At 66.6% G+C, this 17,137-nt stretch carries 16 protein-coding genes; 8 read left to right on the forward strand and 8 right to left on the reverse strand.

All coding sequences use genetic code 11. The features are described 5' to 3' along the window. Window positions 1–11 precede the first annotated feature (11 nt). From GRI40_RS00315 to GRI40_RS00325, 3 genes are all read right to left on the reverse strand, one after another. Window positions 12–443: an MAPEG family protein gene (locus tag GRI40_RS00315; RefSeq protein WP_160609504.1), complete on the reverse strand. Its 432-nt coding sequence runs from the start codon at window positions 441–443 to the stop codon at window positions 12–14. After that, complete coding sequence (locus GRI40_RS00320) at window positions 440–889, reverse strand: MAPEG family protein (protein ID WP_160609505.1); 450 nt, start codon at window positions 887–889, stop codon at window positions 440–442. Before GRI40_RS00320 ends, GRI40_RS00315 begins: the two co-directional genes overlap by 4 nt. A gap of 82 nt (window positions 890–971) precedes the next feature. Further along, on the reverse strand, window positions 972–1,937 hold the full coding sequence (locus GRI40_RS00325; RefSeq protein WP_160609506.1) for a threonine ammonia-lyase: 966 nt from the start codon (window positions 1,935–1,937) through the stop codon (window positions 972–974). A gap of 65 nt (window positions 1,938–2,002) precedes the next feature. On the opposite strand from GRI40_RS00325, the gene GRI40_RS00330 reads away from it, so the two are divergent. The 4 genes from GRI40_RS00330 (at window position 2,003) to GRI40_RS00345 (ending at window position 6,279) form a co-directional block, all read left to right on the forward strand. Beyond that, on the forward strand, window positions 2,003–3,214 hold the full coding sequence (locus GRI40_RS00330; RefSeq protein WP_160609507.1) for a saccharopine dehydrogenase family protein: 1,212 nt from the start codon (window positions 2,003–2,005) through the stop codon (window positions 3,212–3,214). A gap of 45 nt (window positions 3,215–3,259) precedes the next feature. After that, a complete protein-coding gene (locus GRI40_RS00335; protein ID WP_160609508.1) occupies window positions 3,260–3,670 on the forward strand; it encodes a GxxExxY protein in 411 nt (136 codons plus the stop codon). A gap of 53 nt (window positions 3,671–3,723) precedes the next feature. Beyond that, window positions 3,724–4,908 (forward strand): carboxynorspermidine decarboxylase, encoded by a 1,185-nt coding sequence (locus GRI40_RS00340; RefSeq protein ID WP_160609509.1) that lies wholly within the window; start codon window positions 3,724–3,726, stop codon window positions 4,906–4,908. Window positions 4,909–5,073: 165 nt separating this feature from the next. Further along, entirely contained in the window at window positions 5,074–6,279 is a 1,206-nt protein-coding gene (locus GRI40_RS00345) for a type III PLP-dependent enzyme domain-containing protein (RefSeq protein WP_160609510.1), read from the forward strand. A gap of 132 nt (window positions 6,280–6,411) precedes the next feature. On the opposite strand, the gene GRI40_RS00350 is transcribed toward GRI40_RS00345, so the two are convergent. The 4 genes from GRI40_RS00350 to murI form a co-directional block, all read right to left on the reverse strand. Next, window positions 6,412–6,777: a hypothetical protein gene (locus GRI40_RS00350; protein ID WP_160609511.1), complete on the reverse strand. Its 366-nt coding sequence runs from the start codon at window positions 6,775–6,777 to the stop codon at window positions 6,412–6,414. Between the two features lie 245 nt (window positions 6,778–7,022). Next, entirely contained in the window at window positions 7,023–9,203 is a 2,181-nt protein-coding gene (locus GRI40_RS00355) for an EAL domain-containing protein (RefSeq protein WP_160609512.1), read from the reverse strand. Between the two features lie 98 nt (window positions 9,204–9,301). Beyond that, on the reverse strand, window positions 9,302–10,522 hold the full coding sequence (hemA, locus tag GRI40_RS00360) for a 5-aminolevulinate synthase (protein WP_160609513.1): 1,221 nt from the start codon (window positions 10,520–10,522) through the stop codon (window positions 9,302–9,304). Between the two features lie 189 nt (window positions 10,523–10,711). Continuing rightward, complete coding sequence (gene murI, locus GRI40_RS00365; RefSeq protein WP_337190452.1) at window positions 10,712–11,506, reverse strand: glutamate racemase; 795 nt, start codon at window positions 11,504–11,506, stop codon at window positions 10,712–10,714. Window positions 11,507–11,627: 121 nt separating this feature from the next. Here murI and plsY point away from each other — a divergent pair, with 121 nt between their 5' ends. From plsY to GRI40_RS00385, 4 genes are all read left to right on the forward strand, one after another. Further along, window positions 11,628–12,215, forward strand: coding sequence for a glycerol-3-phosphate 1-O-acyltransferase PlsY (gene plsY, locus GRI40_RS00370; RefSeq protein ID WP_160609515.1), 588 nt, complete (start codon window positions 11,628–11,630; stop codon window positions 12,213–12,215). Beyond that, a complete protein-coding gene (gene dprA, locus GRI40_RS00375; RefSeq protein ID WP_160611280.1) occupies window positions 12,215–13,303 on the forward strand; it encodes a DNA-processing protein DprA in 1,089 nt (362 codons plus the stop codon). Before plsY ends, dprA begins: the two co-directional genes overlap by 1 nt. A gap of 99 nt (window positions 13,304–13,402) precedes the next feature. Beyond that, window positions 13,403–16,003: a type I DNA topoisomerase gene (gene topA, locus GRI40_RS00380; RefSeq protein WP_160609516.1), complete on the forward strand. Its 2,601-nt coding sequence runs from the start codon at window positions 13,403–13,405 to the stop codon at window positions 16,001–16,003. Further along, window positions 16,003–16,185, forward strand: coding sequence for a hypothetical protein (locus tag GRI40_RS00385; RefSeq protein WP_160609517.1), 183 nt, complete (start codon window positions 16,003–16,005; stop codon window positions 16,183–16,185). Before topA ends, GRI40_RS00385 begins: the two co-directional genes overlap by 1 nt. Window positions 16,186–16,203: 18 nt before the next feature. On the opposite strand, the gene GRI40_RS00390 is transcribed toward GRI40_RS00385, so the two are convergent. Continuing rightward, window positions 16,204–17,136 carry a helix-turn-helix domain-containing protein gene (locus GRI40_RS00390; protein WP_160609518.1) on the reverse strand — a complete coding sequence of 311 codons (933 nt, stop codon included), beginning with the start codon at window positions 17,134–17,136 and terminating at the stop codon, window positions 16,204–16,206. Window position 17,137 lies beyond the last annotated feature (1 nt).

Raw genomic sequence — 17,137 nt, forward strand, 5'->3', positions numbered from 1 at the left:
GGCGAGCCCCGTCAGAACACCGCGATCGCGGCGTGCACAACCAGCATGACCAGCACGATCGCTGACAGCGCGAACAGGGCGAACCGCACCAGCACCCGGTTCACCGTCGCCTGCCACAGCGAATGGGCCACGCGCAGCGCGACGTAAATCCACGCCAGCGCCGCATTCATCCCGTCGCCCTGGCCGGTGATCGCCAGCACCAGCGCAGCCGCGTAGAACACCGTCGGCGCTTCGTGCAGGTGGTTGTAGTTGTGCGCGACCCACTGGACCCGTTCGGGCAGGATATCGTCGAGCTGCCGGCCGGTGCCGCCCACTTTCGTCATCGGGTCCACGTCGGCGGATCGCCGCATGGCCGGGATACGGGTCGCATACATCCACACCCACATGACCATTGTCCACGCGAGCAGGGCGACGACCGGCTGCAGGATGCCCATGCCGATCATGACACCACGCCCGGGTTGGCGAACAGCGTGAGCGCGAGGGCGCGGATGGCCAGCACCACCAGAGCGATGGTCGACAGCAGGAACAGCGTGAACCGCACGGAAACCACGTTGACCGTCGCCTGCCAGATCGAATGCACGATGCGGATCGCGACGTAGACCCAGGCGAGCAGCACGTCGGTGGGCCCCGCGCCAAGCAGGGCCACGATCACCGAGACCGCGTAGAACAGGGTCGGCTGCTCGACGAGGTGGGCGTAGTTATGCGCCTTCCAGTTGATGCGGTCGTCCAGCACCCCTTCCAGGTTCTGCCCCCGGCCGCCGGGCTTCGCGTTCTTGAGGCCGCCGGTCACCTTGCTCAGGGCGGGCAGCCGGACGGCGCCCAACCACACCAGCATCACCAGCGTCCATGCGACCAGCACGGCCGCCGGCGCGAGCATCTGAGCCTGCATTTCCAATCTCCCCCTTCAAATCTGCCCGCGTGCAAGGCCGTGACACTGTCGTGGCGCAAGACCCGCACGCGGGGCAATAGCGCTATTCGCCGGCGCTGAGCGTGGCGGCGAACGCTTCGGGATCGGTGTTGCCGCCCGTCAGGGTGATCACCGTTCCTTCGTCGAGCGGCACCTTGCCGGCCAGGGCCGCGGCCAGCGCAGCCGCCCCGCCGGGTTCCGCCACCAGCCGCAACTGCGCAAAGGCGAAACGCTGCGCCGCGCGCACTTCATCGTCGGTCACGGCAATGCCCGGCTCGGCCCGGCCGTGAAGGACCGCGAAGTTGACGGGCGCCGTTGAAGGCGTCTGGATCGCATCGCAGATGGTGGGCGGAGCATCGGGGCCGACGCGGACGATGCGTCCCAGTTCCAGGCTCCGGGCCAGATCGTCCCAGCCGGCGGGCTCCACCGGGTGGACGGCGCTGTCCGGGCAGGCGAGCGCGAGCCCCGCCGCCAGCCCGCCGCCACCGCAGCAGACCACGATACGGCTCGGCGCGCGGCCTAGCTGCGCGGCGATCTCAATGCCCATGCTGCCCTGTCCCTCGATCACCCAGGGATCGGCATAGGCATGGACGAGGACGCGGCCCCGTTCGTCGCACAAGGCATTGGCGATGGCGTCGCGATCCTCGCCGCCGGGCCGGTCATAGAGGATCACTTCGGCCCCAAGGGCGCGGGTCGCCGCGATCTTCACTCGGGGTGCGTCCACCGGCATGACGATGGCCGCCTCGATCCCCAGCGCGCGTGCCGCCCAGGCGACGCCCTGCGCATGGTTGCCGCTCGATACGGCGATCACCCCCGCGGCCCGTTCCGCATCCGTAAGGTCCGTCAGCCGGTGCCACGCGCCGCGTATCTTGAACGCGCCGATCGGCTGCAGGCTGTCGCACTTCACGTGCACCCGCACGCCGCCGATCTCTACCGGCAGCAGCGGGGTGGGCGGAAGGATCGCGGCGATCTTCCCGGCGGCTGCAAGGACGCCCTGGCGGGTGGGTGTGCGGGGGCTTTCGCGAAACATCCTGCCGGACTAGTGCGTTCGCCGTTAAGCGCCAATCGGCGATCAGCATCTTTTTCGGAGTTATCATGTCGACAGTCCTGGTTATCGGTGCGGGCGGGGTCAGCTCGGTCTGCGTCCACAAGATGGCGATGAACGCGGATATCTTTTCCGACATCCACCTCGCCAGCCGCACGAAGTCGAAATGCGATGCGATCGCCGCATCGGTGAAGGCGCGCACCGGGCAGGACGTGGCGACCTATTCCATCGACGCGGAAGAAGTGCCGGCGATGGTCAACCTGATCCGCCAGGTGAAGCCCAGCCTCGTGGTGAACCTGGCGCTGCCGTACCAGGATCTGCCGATCATGGACGCCTGCCTGGAAGCCGGCGTCGATTACCTCGACACCGCCAACTACGAACCGAAGGACGAGGCGAAGTTCGAATACAAGTGGCAGTGGGCCTATCACGACCGCTTCAAGGAAGCCGGGCTGATGGCGCTGCTCGGCTCGGGCTTCGATCCGGGCGTGACCAGCGTGTTCACGATGTGGCTCAAGAAACACAAGCTGAAGACGATCCGCCAGCTGGACATTCTCGACTGCAACGGGGGCGATCACGGCCAGCACTTTGCGACGAACTTCAATCCGGAGATCAACATTCGCGAAGTCACCGCGCCGGCGCGCCATTGGGAAAACGGCGAATGGGTTGAAACGCCGGCGATGTCGAACAGGGTCAACTTCGACTTCGAGGCGGTGGGCCCGAAGAACATGTACCTGATGTATCACGAAGAGCTGGAAAGCCTGGCGCGTTTCGTGCCCGAAATGGAGCGGGCGCGGTTCTGGATGACGTTCGGCGATGCCTACATCAACCACCTCACCGTGCTGCAGAATGTCGGCATGACGAGCATCGAGCCCATCCGGTACCAGGGCAAGGAAATCATCCCCCTGCAGTTCCTCGCCGCCGTCCTGCCCAAGCCGGAAACGCTGGGGGAAAAGACCAAGGGCAACACCAACATCGGCGTCATCGCTACCGGCGAGGCGCTCGACGGCAGCGGCGAAAAGACGTTCTACATCAAGAACATCTGCAGCCACGAGGCGGCCTACGAGGAAACCGGCAACCAGGCCGTGAGCTATACCACCGGCGTGCCGGCCATGATCGGCAGCGCGATGATGCTGACCGGCAAATGGCGCGGGGAGGGCGTGTTCAACATGGAACAGATGGACCCCGACCCGTTCATGGACATGCTCAATTCCGACGGCCTGCCATGGACGGTCGAGGAATTGCCGGGACCGGTGCAGTTCTGAGGCAAACCGGGCTCACACGAAGGCACGAAGACACAAAGTTAAAGGATGCGGAACCTGGACCGGATCGAGGAGCTCGGGCGCATCGTGATCGACTGCGGCTACCGACTTCATCGAAACTTGGGTCCTGGCCTGCTCGAAAGCGCGTACGAGTTAATCCTTTTTGAGTCGCCGCGGCAGCGCGGGGTCCCGGTGCGACGTCAGGTGCCTGTTCCGATCAGCTGGGACGGCATTGTCATAGACAATGCATTCAAGGTGGACATCCTCGTTGAAGATGTCCTGCTGATCGAATTGAAATCGACCGAGCGCGTCGCTGCTGTACACGCGAAGCAGGTCCTGACCTACCTGAGGTTAATGGGGCTCCCGCTTGGGTTTCTCATGAATTTCGGCCAAGCGACGTTCAAGGAGGGCCTCAAGCGAGTGGCCAACGATTACTACGGAGTGATCCCCACCAGCTGACCCCTTCATGTCTTAGTGTCTTCGTGTGACAAAATCAGAGGCTCGACAAAGTCATGGAAACCAGAGCTGGCGATCCCGGCGCCTTTGCCCGCTTCGACCTGGGGCGTGTCGATTCCCCGGCGTTCGTCGTCGATGCGGCGAAATTGCGGGCGAACCTGCAAGTGCTCGCCGACATTCGCGATGCGGCGGACGTCAAGGTGCTCGCCGCGCTCAAGGCGTTCAGCATGTGGTCGGTCGCGCCGATCATCGGTGAGTATCTCGACGGGGTTTGCACCAGTGGCCTGTGGGAAGCACGGCTGGCGAGCGAGTTCTATGACGGCGAGATCGCGACGTACTGCGCCGCCTACAAGCCGGATGAGCTGGCCGAGGTGTGCCGCCTGTCCGACCACGTGATCTTCAACTCCCCCGGCCAGCTCGAACGCTATCGCCCCATCCTCGACGCCGCGCGGGCGGCAGGGCAGGATTTCGACGTGGGCCTCCGGATCAATCCCCTGTGCCCATGCGGCGAAGTGCCGCGCTACGATCCATCCAGCCCCGGCAGCCGGCTCGGCTTCCCGATCGACCAGCTGACGCCGGAAATCATGGAGCAGGTGGACGGCATCCACTTCCACAACTTGTGCGAACAGGATTTCGAACCGCTGCGGCGGACCTGGGACACGGTGTTCGACACGATCGAGCCGTGGTTCGGCCAGCTCAAGTGGATCAACATGGGCGGCGGTCACCATATCACCCGCGCGGATTACCAGCGCGAGGAACTGGTCGAATTCTTGCGCGATGCGAAGGACGATACCGGCGCGGAGATCTACCTGGAGCCGGGGGAGGCCGTGGCACTCGACGCCGGTATCCTCGTCGGCACGATCCTCGATTCCCACTGGAACGGTCAGCCCGTGGCGATCACCGACATTTCCGCGACCTGCCATATGCCCGACGTGATCGAGGCGCCCTATCGCCCGGCGATGCTGCACGAGGTAAACGGAGGCGAAGGCGGGGACGAGCCGATCCGGCTGGGCGGCCCGTCGTGTCTCGCAGGGGATGTGATCGGCGACTATCACCTTCCCGTGCCGAACGAGCCGGGGCAGCGATTCGCCTTCCTCGACCAGGCGCATTATTCGATGGTGAAGACGAACACCTTCAACGGCGTCCAGCTCCCGTCGATCTGGCTGTGGGACAGCGATACCGATGCGCTCGATCAGATAAAATCGTTCGATTACACCGATTTCCGCGATCGGCTCAGCTAGGCCGGGGCAGGGCACGGCACGCCGCGCCGGGGGTTGCGGCGGCGGGGCTCGATTTTCACTTGCGGTTCACCGAACGCGCGATATACGCGCACCCCGCAGCCCCAAGGGGACTTCCTTAACCGCAAGGCTGCCTCGTTCAAACGAACCGTTTGGGGGTCCCTTGAGTTGCACATCCATCCTGACGCCCGGTCTGTAGTTCGCGCCCTCGCGCCTGACGAACCGGTTATTCTCAATCGCCCGCACGCTGCTGCGCGCGCTGCCCGATTCTTTACCGAGAAGTTTCCGGGCAAGTCGCTCTACGCCGTAAAGGCCAATCCCTCGCCAGCCCTCCTGCAGATTCTGTGGGACAGCGGCATCACCCATTACGATGTCGCCTCGATCGCGGAAGTCCGCCTGGTGCGCGAGACGTTGCCGGAAGCCGAGCTGTGCTTCATGCACCCGGTGAAGACGGCGCGCGCGATCCGCGAGGCCTATTTCGAACACGGCGTGAAAACCTTCAGCCTCGACACGATCGAGGAGCTGGAGAAGATCGTGGAGAACACGTCGGCCGAAGATGGCACCGCCGCGTCCGATCTGCGCCTGCTGGTGCGGATGCGCGTCAGCTCGGAATATTCGGAGCTCAGCCTCGCCGCCAAGTTCGGGGTCGATCTTGCCGATGCGGCGGACCTGCTGCGGACGACCCGCCAGCACTGCGACTGGCTGGGCGTGTGCTTCCACGTCGGCAGCCAGGCGATGACGCCGTTCGCCTATGTCCAGGCGCTGGAGCGCGTGCGCGCCGCGGTGGCCGAAGCGTCGGTGGTGATCGACGTGGTCGATGTGGGCGGGGGCTTCCCCAGCGACTACCCGGGGATGGAGCCGCCGCCGCTGGAAGATTACTTCGCGATCATCCACCGCCACTTCGAAGCCTTGCCGATCGCCTACAACGCCGAACTGTGGTGCGAACCCGGCCGCGCGCTGTGCGCCGAATATTCGAGCCTGATCGTGCGGGTGGAAAAGCGCCGCGGGGATGAACTCTACATCAACGACGGTGCATACGGCGCGCTGTTCGATGCCGCGCACGTGGCCTGGCGTTTTCCGGTCAAGGCGCTGGAGGACGATCTTACCCAGCCGCTCGCGGAATTCGCGTTCTACGGTCCGACCTGCGACGATGCCGATTACATGAAGGGTCCGTTCCTGTTGCCGGCTGATATCCAGGCGGGCGACTATATCGAGATCGGCATGCTGGGCGCATACGGCGCGGCGATGAAGACCGGCTTCAACGGCTTCGGCAATGCGGAACAGATCGTCGTGGAGGACGAGCCGATGGCCAGCCTCTATCGCGGCGACCGGGTGGACCCGCGCGCCACCGACAACGTGGTGAGCCTCCGCTGACCTGACGTGATCGGCCCCCGCAGCGTCCGTTTCGCTGCGGGGGCCGGCCGGGCACGCACCCGGCGTCTCGACTGCCCCGGCGCGCTCGCTGTGATAAGGGGGACCGGGCGGGGCGAGGCAGGCGAGTACAGCTTAGCGTGGCTTCTTCTTGTCGCCGGTGGTCGCCTTCGTGCGGTCCACCGTCGTGGTCCTGGCGCCCATGGCGTCGATCTCGCGTGTCACGGTTGTCGTGTTGCCGCTGGGTGTGGTAACGGCGTGCTGATGGGCGGTCGCGGTCACGGTGCTGTTCGTGCCGTCCGCGTTCGGCATCGTCGTCGTGCTGGTGGTTTCCGTGTTCGTGACCGCCGCGCCGTTCCCGTTGGCCGTGGGCGTGGCGGTCGTCACCGTGGTTTGGGTTACGGGGGTTTCAGTTACGGGGGCGGTGGGGAGTTCCTGGGCGGACGCCGTGCCGGCGATCGTCAGGAGCGCCGCGCCGGCGCCGATGAAGGCTGCTTTCATATCTCGTCTCCAATGCCGCGCGGTGGCCTGTCCGGGCCTGTTCCGCGCTGGGGACGAAGCGGTTCGGGCCGGCCGTCTTTCGCCCGGATGAACGGCCCTTCAGGCGGTCGCACGGGCGCAACCGTTGACGGTCCAGTCAGTCCGGAAAACCGACGAAGCGGGTCTTCCGGCCAGCGGCATTCGGTTGGAGACGAACACTTTCGCCAGGGATTCGCGCGTGTTCGCGCACCCCCGGTCCTGTCGCCCTATCCGCCGCTGCCGACCTGGACCTGGAGGAACTGCGGCGCGCTGCCCGGGCCCGGCGCGTGGCCGAGTTGCGACTGGCCCTGCTGCAGGCTGGACAACGGCATCCCTGCCGCGGCGAGGGCATATGGACTGACGCGGTGCCGGGTGCACAGGCCGCCGGCGCCGTCGCTCACCAGCGGTGTTTCGAATTCCACGCCGAGCTGCGCCCCTTCGGACCGCATGACCTGGCTCACGACCAGTTGTCCGTTGCCGAGATCGAGCACGAACACGGTATTCAGCGGCACGCCCACCAGGCCTTCGATGAAGGCGCCGGTCTTGCTGAGATCGCGGATCACCGCGTCATAGCGGTGGTCGCCGTGGATTACGCCCACGCGCCGGAACATCGACCGGCGATCGGGCCGGTGCTTGTCGGGTCCGCTCGGCTCGATCAGGAACGCGCCGTCGTGGATGTTCTGGAGGACCATCGCCTGGGGCATGGCCTTTGCGAAGATCCATCCCTGGACGAGTTCGCCCCCGCGCGCCTTCACGACCTCGAGCTGGTCGAAGGCCTCCACGCCCTCGACGGTGGTTTCCATCCCCAGCGCCTTCGACAGGCCGATGATCGCGGTGATGATCTTGGCGCTGTTCTGGTCTTTCTGGGTGCAGGTATCGACGAAGCTCTTGTCCACCTTCAGCTTGTCGAACGGCGCGGAGCGCAAGTAGCTGAGCGACGAATAGCCGGTCCCGAAATCGTCGAGCGCGAGCCGGACGCCGAGTTGCTTGAGCGCGTGGAACGTGGCGTCGGTGGCGTCGCTGTCGCCCATGAAGACGCTTTCGGTCAGCTCGAGCTCCAGCCGGTCGGGCGCAAGGCCGCTCGCCTGCAGCGCATCCGCCACGACATCGACAAAGCCTGCCGCGGTGAACTGGCGGGCGGACACGTTCACGGCCACCCGCACCGTCGCCGGCCACTGCGCGGCGTCCTGGCAGGCCCGATGGAGCGCCCAGTCGCCGAGCGGGGCGATGAGGCTGGAATCCTCCGCCACTGGGATGAACAGGCCGGGGCTGACCCAGCCGCGTTCCTCGTGCTCCCAGCGCATGAGCGCTTCCATCCCGACCACGCGGTTGTCCGCCACCCGCACCACCGGCTGGTAATGCAGTTCGAGCTGGTCGCTCTCCAGGGCCTGGCGCAGATCGTCGAGCAGGAGCTGGCGCTCCTCCTCCTCGTCCTTGAGGTCGGCCGAATAGAAGCGGAACTGGCCGCGCCCGCCGTTCTTCGCGGCATAGAGCGCCAGGTCGGATGCCCGGATCAGCTCTTCGGTTTCCAGCCCGTCGTAGGGGGCGATGGCGATCCCCACCGACGTGCCGATGATGGCCCGCTTGTCATCGATGGGATAAGGCTGCGAGATGATCTGGATGACCTTTTCCGCCAGGTCGCCCAGCTTGCCGCGATCGTCGACGTCGGGGATGATGACCTGGAACTCGTCGCCGCCCAGGCGTCCGATTTCGCCGCGGTCGCCGATGATGTTGCGCAGTCGTTCCGCCACCTGCTGAAGCAGGTTGTCGCCCGCCGGGTGGCCCATGGTGTCGTTGACCTGCTTGAACCGGTCGAGGTCCAGCATCATCAGCGCGCAGGTGCGCTTGGCCGCGCGATAGGCCGCCAGCAGCCCGTCGAGCCGGCGGTTCATGCGATGGCGGTTGTAGAGCCCGGTCAGGGAATCGAATTCCGCCAGGCGCGAATCTTCGATCTTGCGCTGGTATTCGACCGATATGTCCTTGGCCCAGCCGCGATAGCCGTGGAACCGTCCCGTGGAATCGATCTTGGGCTGGCCCGACAGCAGCAGCCATACCGGTTTGCCGGTGCGCGCTTCGGGCAGGGCGCAGCGGACGGTCACGTCGGAAATGCGGTTGCGGGCCTTGATCTGGAAGCCGAGCGGGCGGCCCGACCGGTTGTCCGGATCGTCGGGATCGGTTTCGAACAGGCCCGTCAGCGGGTGGCCCAGCAGGGCATGAAGCGGGATCCCGAGCGCATCGGCAGCCGCCGGGGAGAGGTAGTTCAGGATACCTTCGGCATCGGACGACCAGATCCACGCAAGGCCGGTCTGTTCGAAATCCTCGAGCACGGCGTGGCGCAATCCATCGCTGGTCAGATCGACCTGAGCGGGGGCGCCGGAAAACCCTCTCCAGAGATTGCTGACTGCCATGGCCCCATCAAATCCCGATTGCCGGACGCGCCGGTTGCTTGCGGAATGTGTAGCGGGGCAATGGTTACCACTGCCCTAAGACTCTTGGGTGGCGGCTGTCAGGCAGCCCTGGCGAGATCCAGTTCCAGCCGGTCCCACACCTCGACCAGCGCGGCGGTGAGTTCCATCATCATTGCTTCGCTGTGCGACGGTCCCGGGGTGAAGCGCAGCCGCTCCGTCCCCCGAGGGACGGTGGGGAAATTGATCGGTTGCACATACATGCCGTATTCGGCGAGCAGGATGTCGCTGATCTTCTTGGCGCGCACCGGATCGCCGACCATCAGCGGCACGATGTGCGTGGTGCTGTCCATCACCGGCAGGCCCGCGTCGCGCATCATGCCCTTGAGGCGCGCGGCGGCCGCCTGCTGGCCGTCACGTTCCTCGCTGGAAGCCTTGAGATGGCGGACGGATGCGAGGACCCCGGCGACAAGCACGGGCGAAAGCGAGGTCGTGAAGATGAAGCCCGGCGCGTAGGAGCGGATGCAGTCCACCACCTTGCGGTCCGCGGCGATGTAGCCACCCATCACGCCGAACGCCTTGCCCAGCGTCCCCTCGATGATGTCGATCCGGTGCGCCGCTTCGTCACGTTCGGAAATGCCGCCGCCGTGCTTGCCGTACATGCCGACTGCGTGCACCTCGTCGATATAGGTCAGCGCGTTATAGCGTTCGGCAAGGTCGCAGATCGCGTGGATCGGGGCGATGTCGCCGTCCATCGAATAGACGCTCTCGAACGCGATCAGCTTGGGCGCGTCAGGGTCTTCGGCCGCGAGCAGTTCTTCCAGGTGCGCCACGTCGTTGTGGCGGAATACGCGCTTTTCGGCGCCGGAATTTCGGATGCCGGCGATCATGCTTGCGTGATTGAGCTCGTCGGAGAAGATCACGCATCCCGGAAGCAGCTTGGCAAGCGTCGACAGCGTCGCATCGTTGGAGACATAGCCGCTGGTGAAGATCAGCGCCGCTTCCTTGCCGTGGAGGTCCGCCAATTCCTCTTCCAGCTGAATGTGATAGTGCGTGTTGCCGCCGATGTTGCGCGTGCCGCCGCTGCCTGCGCCCACATCGTGCAGCGCCTCTTCCATCGCGGCGATCACCTTGGGGTGCTGGCCCATCGCGAGATAATCGTTGGAGCACCACACGGTAATCGGCTTGGGGCCATTGTGGCCGTGGAAGCAGCGCGCGTTGGGGAAAGCGCCCTTGTTGCGGAGGATGTCGATGAACACGCGGTAGCGACCTTCGGCGTGCAGGCGGTCGATCGCCTGGTCGAAGATATGGTCGTAGTTCACTGGCCTGATCCGTCCACTGCCACTGTCCATCGCCTCCGCCGGAAATGCGCCGGCCAGACGGGCCGCGCATACGCCTCGGCACGCAACTTTGCCACCGCGATCTTTGCGAATCGTTCGCGATTGGGCGGCGGCCCCGGGGCCCGTTGAGCCATATCAAAAACGGCATGGCCCCGCCCGGCAAGCCCCGCGTCAGATCGCCTCGATCCGGTCAAGGCCATGGGCGCCGAGCACGGGCTGGAGGAGGGCGAATTCGGCCAAGTCCCCCGTGGTCAGCGCCAAGTCCGGCCCCCCGCGCGCGAAGTCCTGTCCCGCGGTAAGGCTGGCGATCCGGCGGGCGATCCCCGCTGCCCCGTCCACGAACCGCACGCCGGGCCCCATCGCGGCGGCGAGGTCATCCGCGACCAGCGGGAAATGCGTGCAGGCGAGCACGACGGTGTCGATATCCGCGCCGCCGGGCTGGGCGCGAAGTCCGCGCGCCGCTTCGGCGAAAACGGCCGGATCGGCGGGCGCACCGCGAAGGCGCGCCTCGGCCGCGGCCACAAGGGCCGGCGCGGCGTGCCGGATCAGGCGCGTGCCGCCGGCGTGTTCCGCCTCCAGCCGGTCGACATAACCCTGGCGGATCGTCGCCTCGGTGCCCAGGAGCCCGATCGTGCCCGTGCGGGTGAGGGCGGCGGCCGGCTTGATCGCGGGCACGGTGCCGACGATCGGGATCCGCAGCACGTCGCGCACCATGCCGAGCGCGATCGTGCTGGCCGTGTTGCACGCGATCGTCGCTAGGCGTGGGCGATAGCGTTCGCTCAGCACGCCGAGCAACCCGGCGACGCGCGCCGCGATCTCCGCTTCCGTTTTCGTGCCATAGGGGAGGCCGGCCGTATCGGCGGCGTAGATCACCGGCGCCTGCGGCAGCAGCTTGCGCACTTCAGCGAGCACGGTGAGCCCGCCCACGCCCGAATCAAACAACAGGATGGGGGCGGCGGGATTCACGCGATAACTCCAGACCCGTGCGAAAAGGGTGGCCGGAGCGCTTGTCGAACGCCCGCCTTTTCTTCTAGCGTCGCTTAGGGGCAACAACGGCCCCCCGACAAGATCAGGCCGAACGGGAACCATGGAAACCGCTTACGTATTCGCCGCGATCGCCGGATACCTGCTCGGTTCGATCCCGTTCGGGCTGCTGCTCGCGCGCGCGGCTGGCCTTGGCGACGTGCGCAAGATCGGCAGCGGCAACATCGGCGCCACCAACGTGCTGCGCACCGGCAACAAGGGGGTGGCCGCCGCCACCTTGCTCCTCGACCTCGCCAAGGGCCTTGGCGCGGTCTTGCTGGCAAAGGCGCTGTGGCCCGGCACGGAAGGCGTGGCGGCGGTGGCGGCGGTCCTCGGTCACTGCTTCCCCGTCTGGCTCGGCTTCAAGGGCGGCAAGGGAGTGGCCACGAACGCGGGCGTCTGCTTCGGCCTCGCCTGGCCGATCGGCCTGGCCTATGCGCTGGTGTGGATCGGCATGCTGGCGGTGCTGCGGGTCAGCTCGCTGGCGGGCATGACCGCGGTCGTCGCCGCGGCCATTGTCGCTGCGGTTCTGGGATATGGCGAATATGCCGTCCCGCTCGCGGTGATTGCCGTGATCGTCATCTGGCTGCACCGCGAAAACATCGGCCGCATCCGGCGCGGCGAGGAACCCCGGGTCGGCCGCGCCAGGTGATGCTTTCGCAGGAAGAGGCTTTCGCGCGCATCCGCCTCCTGCGCTCGCCCAATATCGGCCCGGTCAGCTACCGCCAGTTGCTGGCGCGCTTCGCCACGGCGGAGGCGGCGATCGCCGCGCTGCCGGACCTGGCCCAGCGCGGCGGGCGTGCCTACCGTGCCGCGGCGCCGGAGACGATTGCAGAGGAAATCTCGCAAGTCCGCCGGGCCAGGGCGCGCTATCTGTTCCACGATCAGCCCGGCTATCCGCCCCTCTTGAAAGAGATCGCGGCCGCCCCGCCGATCCTGGTCGTGCGCGGGGATCAGTCGCTGGCGGCGCGGTCGTGCCTGGCGATGGTGGGCGCCCGCAACGCGTCGGCCGCGGCGGTGAAGATCGCGCGCGAATTCGCGGCGGCGCTTGCGGACGCAGGGTTCACCGTGGTCTCCGGCCTGGCGCGCGGGATTGACGGCGCGGCGCACGAAGGGGCGCTGCCCGCGACCATCGGCGTGATCGCCAGCGGCATCGACGTGCCCTATCCGCCCCAGCACGCCGCGTTGCAGGAACAGATTGCCGACGAAGGCCTGCTGATCGCCGAACAGCCGCCCGGCACGGAACCGCGGGGCAGCCACTTTCCCAGCCGAAACCGGATCATCGCGGGACTCGCCATGGGTACGCTGGTGGTGGAGGCGGCGCCCAAGTCCGGCAGCCTGATCACCGCGCGGCTGGCGGCGGAGGCGGGGCGCGAGGTCATGGCGATCCCCGGCAGCCCGCTGGATGCGCGGGCAACGGGGTGCAACCAGCTCATCCGCGACGGCGCCGTCCTCGTCCAGACGCCGGAGGATGTCATCGAACTGATGAACGGCTTCGACGGGCATGCGCGCTCCACCTTTCGCGAGGCCGCGCCGGCGTATGTCTATGCCGACGACGAACTGGCCGATGCCGAGCCCGCCGACGTTGCCGCGCTGCTCACCACCGCGCCCGTGGCGGTGGACGAACTGATCCGCCAGTCGGGGGAACCGGCCGCGGCCGTCCAGCTCTCCCTGCTGGAGCTGGAGATCGCCGGCCGCCTCGTCCGCCACGCAGGCGGGCGGGTGAGCCTCGGCGCCTGATCTCACCGGACAGCGTTCGCGATTGCCCGCTTGACCTCGCTCCGCCGGTCGCTGCACCCTCGCGCGTACGTATACGCGTAGGGACACCGACACACTCTCATGCAACTCGTCATCGTAGAATCGCCCGCCAAGGCGAAGACCATTGAGAAATATCTCGGCAAGGACTACAAGGTCCTGGCCTCCTACGGTCATGTGCGCGACCTGCCGCCCAAGGATGGAAGCGTACGCCCGGATGACGATTTCGCGATGGATTGGGAGGTCTACCGCGACAAGACCGGCCGGGTGAAGGACATCGCGGACCTGGCCAAGAAAGCCGATCGCCTGATCCTGGCGACCGACCCCGACCGCGAGGGGGAGGCGATTTCCTGGCACGTGCGCGATCTTCTGGCGAAGAAGAAGGCGCTGCCGGCGGAGGTGGAGCGGGTCACCTTCAACGCCATCACCAGGAACGCCGTGACCGAGGCGATGGCCCGCCCGCGCGCGCTCGACCAGGACCTGATCGACGCTTACCTGGCGCGCCGCGCGCTCGATTACCTCTATGGTTTCACCCTGTCGCCGGTGCTGTGGCGCCGCCTGCCGGGTGCCAAGAGCGCGGGCCGGGTGCAGTCGGTCGCCCTGCGCCTTATCGTCGAGCGCGAACGCGAGATCGAGGCGTTCGTCGCGCAGGAATACTGGTCGGTCGTCGCCCACCTGCAACACGACGGCACGGCCTTCGATGCGCGCCTGGTCACCTACGACGGGCAGAAGCTGGAGCGCCTGTCGATCGGCGAGGAAGGGACCGCGCTTGCCGCCAGGAAGGCGGTCGAGGATGCGCCCTTCACGGTCGAGGAGGTCGAGACCCGGCCCCTGAAGCGCAATCCGGCGCCGCCGTTCACCACCTCCACCCTGCAGCAGGAGGCCGCGCGCAAGCTCGGCTTTTCGGCGAGCCACACCATGCGGCTGGCGCAGAACCTCTACGAAGCCGGCGCGATCACCTACATGCGCACCGACGGCGTGCAGATGGACTCCAGCGCGATCAGCGCGGCGCGGAAGGCGATCAGCGACCGGTTCAGCGGGCACTATCTCCCCGAAAAGCCGCGCATCTACCAGACCAAGGCCAAGAACGCGCAAGAAGCCCACGAAGCGATCCGGCCGACCGATTTCGCGCGCGACAAGGCCGGGCAGGGCGACGAGGCGCGGCTTTACGACCTCATCTTCAAGCGGGCGATGGCCAGCCAGATGGCGGCCGCCAGCCTGGAGCGGACGACCGTCACCCTGCGCGATCCCACGGGCCGCCACGAACTGCGCGCCACGGGCCAGGTGGTGAAGTTCCCCGGCTTTCTTGCCGTGTACGAGGAAGGCCTGGACCAGCGCGGCGAGGATGACGAGGAAGGTCTGCTGCCGCTGATGCGCAAGGGCGACAGCCCGCACAAGCAGGGGGTCGATGCCGCGCAGCATTTCACCCAGCCGCCACCGCGGTTTTCGGAGGCCAGCCTGGTGAAGCGGCTGGAGGAGCTCGGCATCGGGCGGCCATCGACCTACGCCTCCACCATCCAGACGATCCGCGACCGCGCCTACGTGCGGATGGAAAAGAACCGTTTCTTCGCCGAAGAAAGCGGGCGGCTGCTGACGGCGTTCCTGGAACGGTTCTTCGAACGCTATGTCGGCTACGATTTTACCGCCGGCATGGAGGACGAACTCGACGAGGTGTCCGCCGGCAAGGAAGAATGGAAGGCGCTGCTCCGCGCCTTCTGGGTCGATTTCAAGCCCAAGACCGACGAGGTCATGGACAAGAAACCGTCCGAAGTGACGGAGGAGCTCGACGGTTACCTGTCCGACTTCCTGTTCCCCCCGCGCGCCGACGGCGGCGATCCGCGGCAGTGCCAGGTCTGCATCGCGGAAGGGCGCGAAGGCGGCCGGCTCGCGCTGCGCGGCGGGAAGTTCGGCGCATTCGTTGCCTGTTCCAACTATCCCGAATGCAAGTACACGCGCCGCTTCGCCCAACCCGGCGGGGAGGGCGAGGGCGACGGTGCCGATGGAGCAATGGGCAAGGATCCGGAAACCGGCCTTGAGGTCATGCGCAAGACGGGGCGCTTCGGGCCTTACGTGGAATTGGGCGAAGGCAAGGATGCCAGGCGCGCCTCGATCCCCAAGGACTTGCCCGATTTCGACCTGGAATGGGCGCTGAAACTGCTGGCCCTGCCGCGCATCGTCGGCACCCATCCGGAAACCGGAAACGAGATCGAAGCGAATATCGGACGTTATGGCCCGTATCTCCGCCATGACGGCAAGTATGGAAAGCTGGCCAACACGCGCGAGGTGTTCGAGGTCGGCATGAACCGGGCGGTCGATATCCTGGCACAGGCCGGCCAGCGTGGCGGCGGACGCGTGGCGGCGGCGCCGCTCAAGACGTTCGGCGCGCACCCGACCAGCGGCGGGGAGATGAAGGTGATGGCAGGGCGGTATGGTCCCTACGTCACGGATGGCGCCACCAACGCGACCCTCCCCCGCGATGCCAAACCCGAAGACCTGACCGAAGCGCAGGCCATCGAACTCATCGATGCCCGCGCCGCCAAGGGCCCCCCGAAGAAGAAGGGCCGCAAGGCGCCCGCCAAAAAGGCGCCTGCGAAAAAAACGGCTGCCAAGAAGCCAGCAGCGAAGAAGGCCGGGCCGAACAAGAACTCCGCCCCCAAAGCCGCGAAGAAGGCAGAGGCAGGCTGATGGCGAAGGAGCATTTCGAGCGCCACAAGCAGCCGTGGAAGGCCGACGAGGCCGGCCAGCTCCGCATGCTGGCCGGCAAGGGCAAGGGGCTGAAAGAGATCGCCAAGGCGATCAATCGCAGCGAGGAATCCACGAAAGACTTCGCCAAGAAGAACGGCATAGAGATTGTGAAGAAGCGCTGACCGCGCGCTTCCTCAATTTCACTGGTGCTGCAATGCGGCCCAGGCCGTGCCCTGCACGATGGCGCGCGCGCGCAGCGCGGCGTCGAGATAGGGCGTCGGCTTGCGCAGGAAACGCATGGGCGCCTTGCCCAGGAAGCGCTTGGCATCTTTCGTGAAGTGGGAATGATCGTGGTAGTTGGAATCGATCAACGAGAGGTCGAAGGGCGGCCCGGCGAGCTTCAGCGCCACGATCGATCGTAACAGGCGCGTCCTGCGCAGCAGCAGTTTGGGCGTAAACCCGAAGAAGCGCTTCGCCAGCCGTTCCAGCCGCCGCTGGTTCATGCCCAGATGGTCGCACGCGTCCTGCACGGTATGGCGGCCGGGCGCGGCGAGCAGGTTCGCGATGCGCTGGATATCGGCCTCCATCGGGTGAGGCTGGGCCAGCAGCGGCGGGAGCGCGCGGTCGAGTATCGCCTTGACCGACGGTCCCTGATCGCTGGCGCGCAGCTCGTCCACCAGGTCGCGGACCGGTTCGGCCGGCAGCACTGCGGAGAGCGGGACCACCCGGTCGCGCAGGCTGTCCGCCGGGATCGCGGTGAGGCGCGCCATGCCGACCGCGGTCATCGTCACGCCGATCGTGACCCCGCCGCGCCCCACGGCCATCTCCGCCGCATGGCTGGTGCTGCCGTAGAGCGCCGCCGGCGGAATGGTTTGCGCCGTCCCGTCACCGATGGTCAGGTTCATCGCGTGCGGTGCGATGATGAACCGGATCGCCGGCACTCTCGGCAGAATGGTTTCCGTCGAAAAAGTGCACGCCGCCTGGTCGGAATCGAACACGTGATAGTCGCTGACACACGGCGCCAGGGCGCCGGCGGGGAGTTCGAAACGCATGGACGTTCCCGGCGGCAGGCCGAACAGCGCCGGGTCGACGCCGTGTACGTGACTGCCGCTCTCGATCAGTGCGCGCCCCATC

This window comes from Tsuneonella aeria (assembly GCF_009827495.1).
Taxonomy (GTDB): Bacteria; Pseudomonadota; Alphaproteobacteria; order Sphingomonadales; family Sphingomonadaceae; genus Tsuneonella; species Tsuneonella aeria.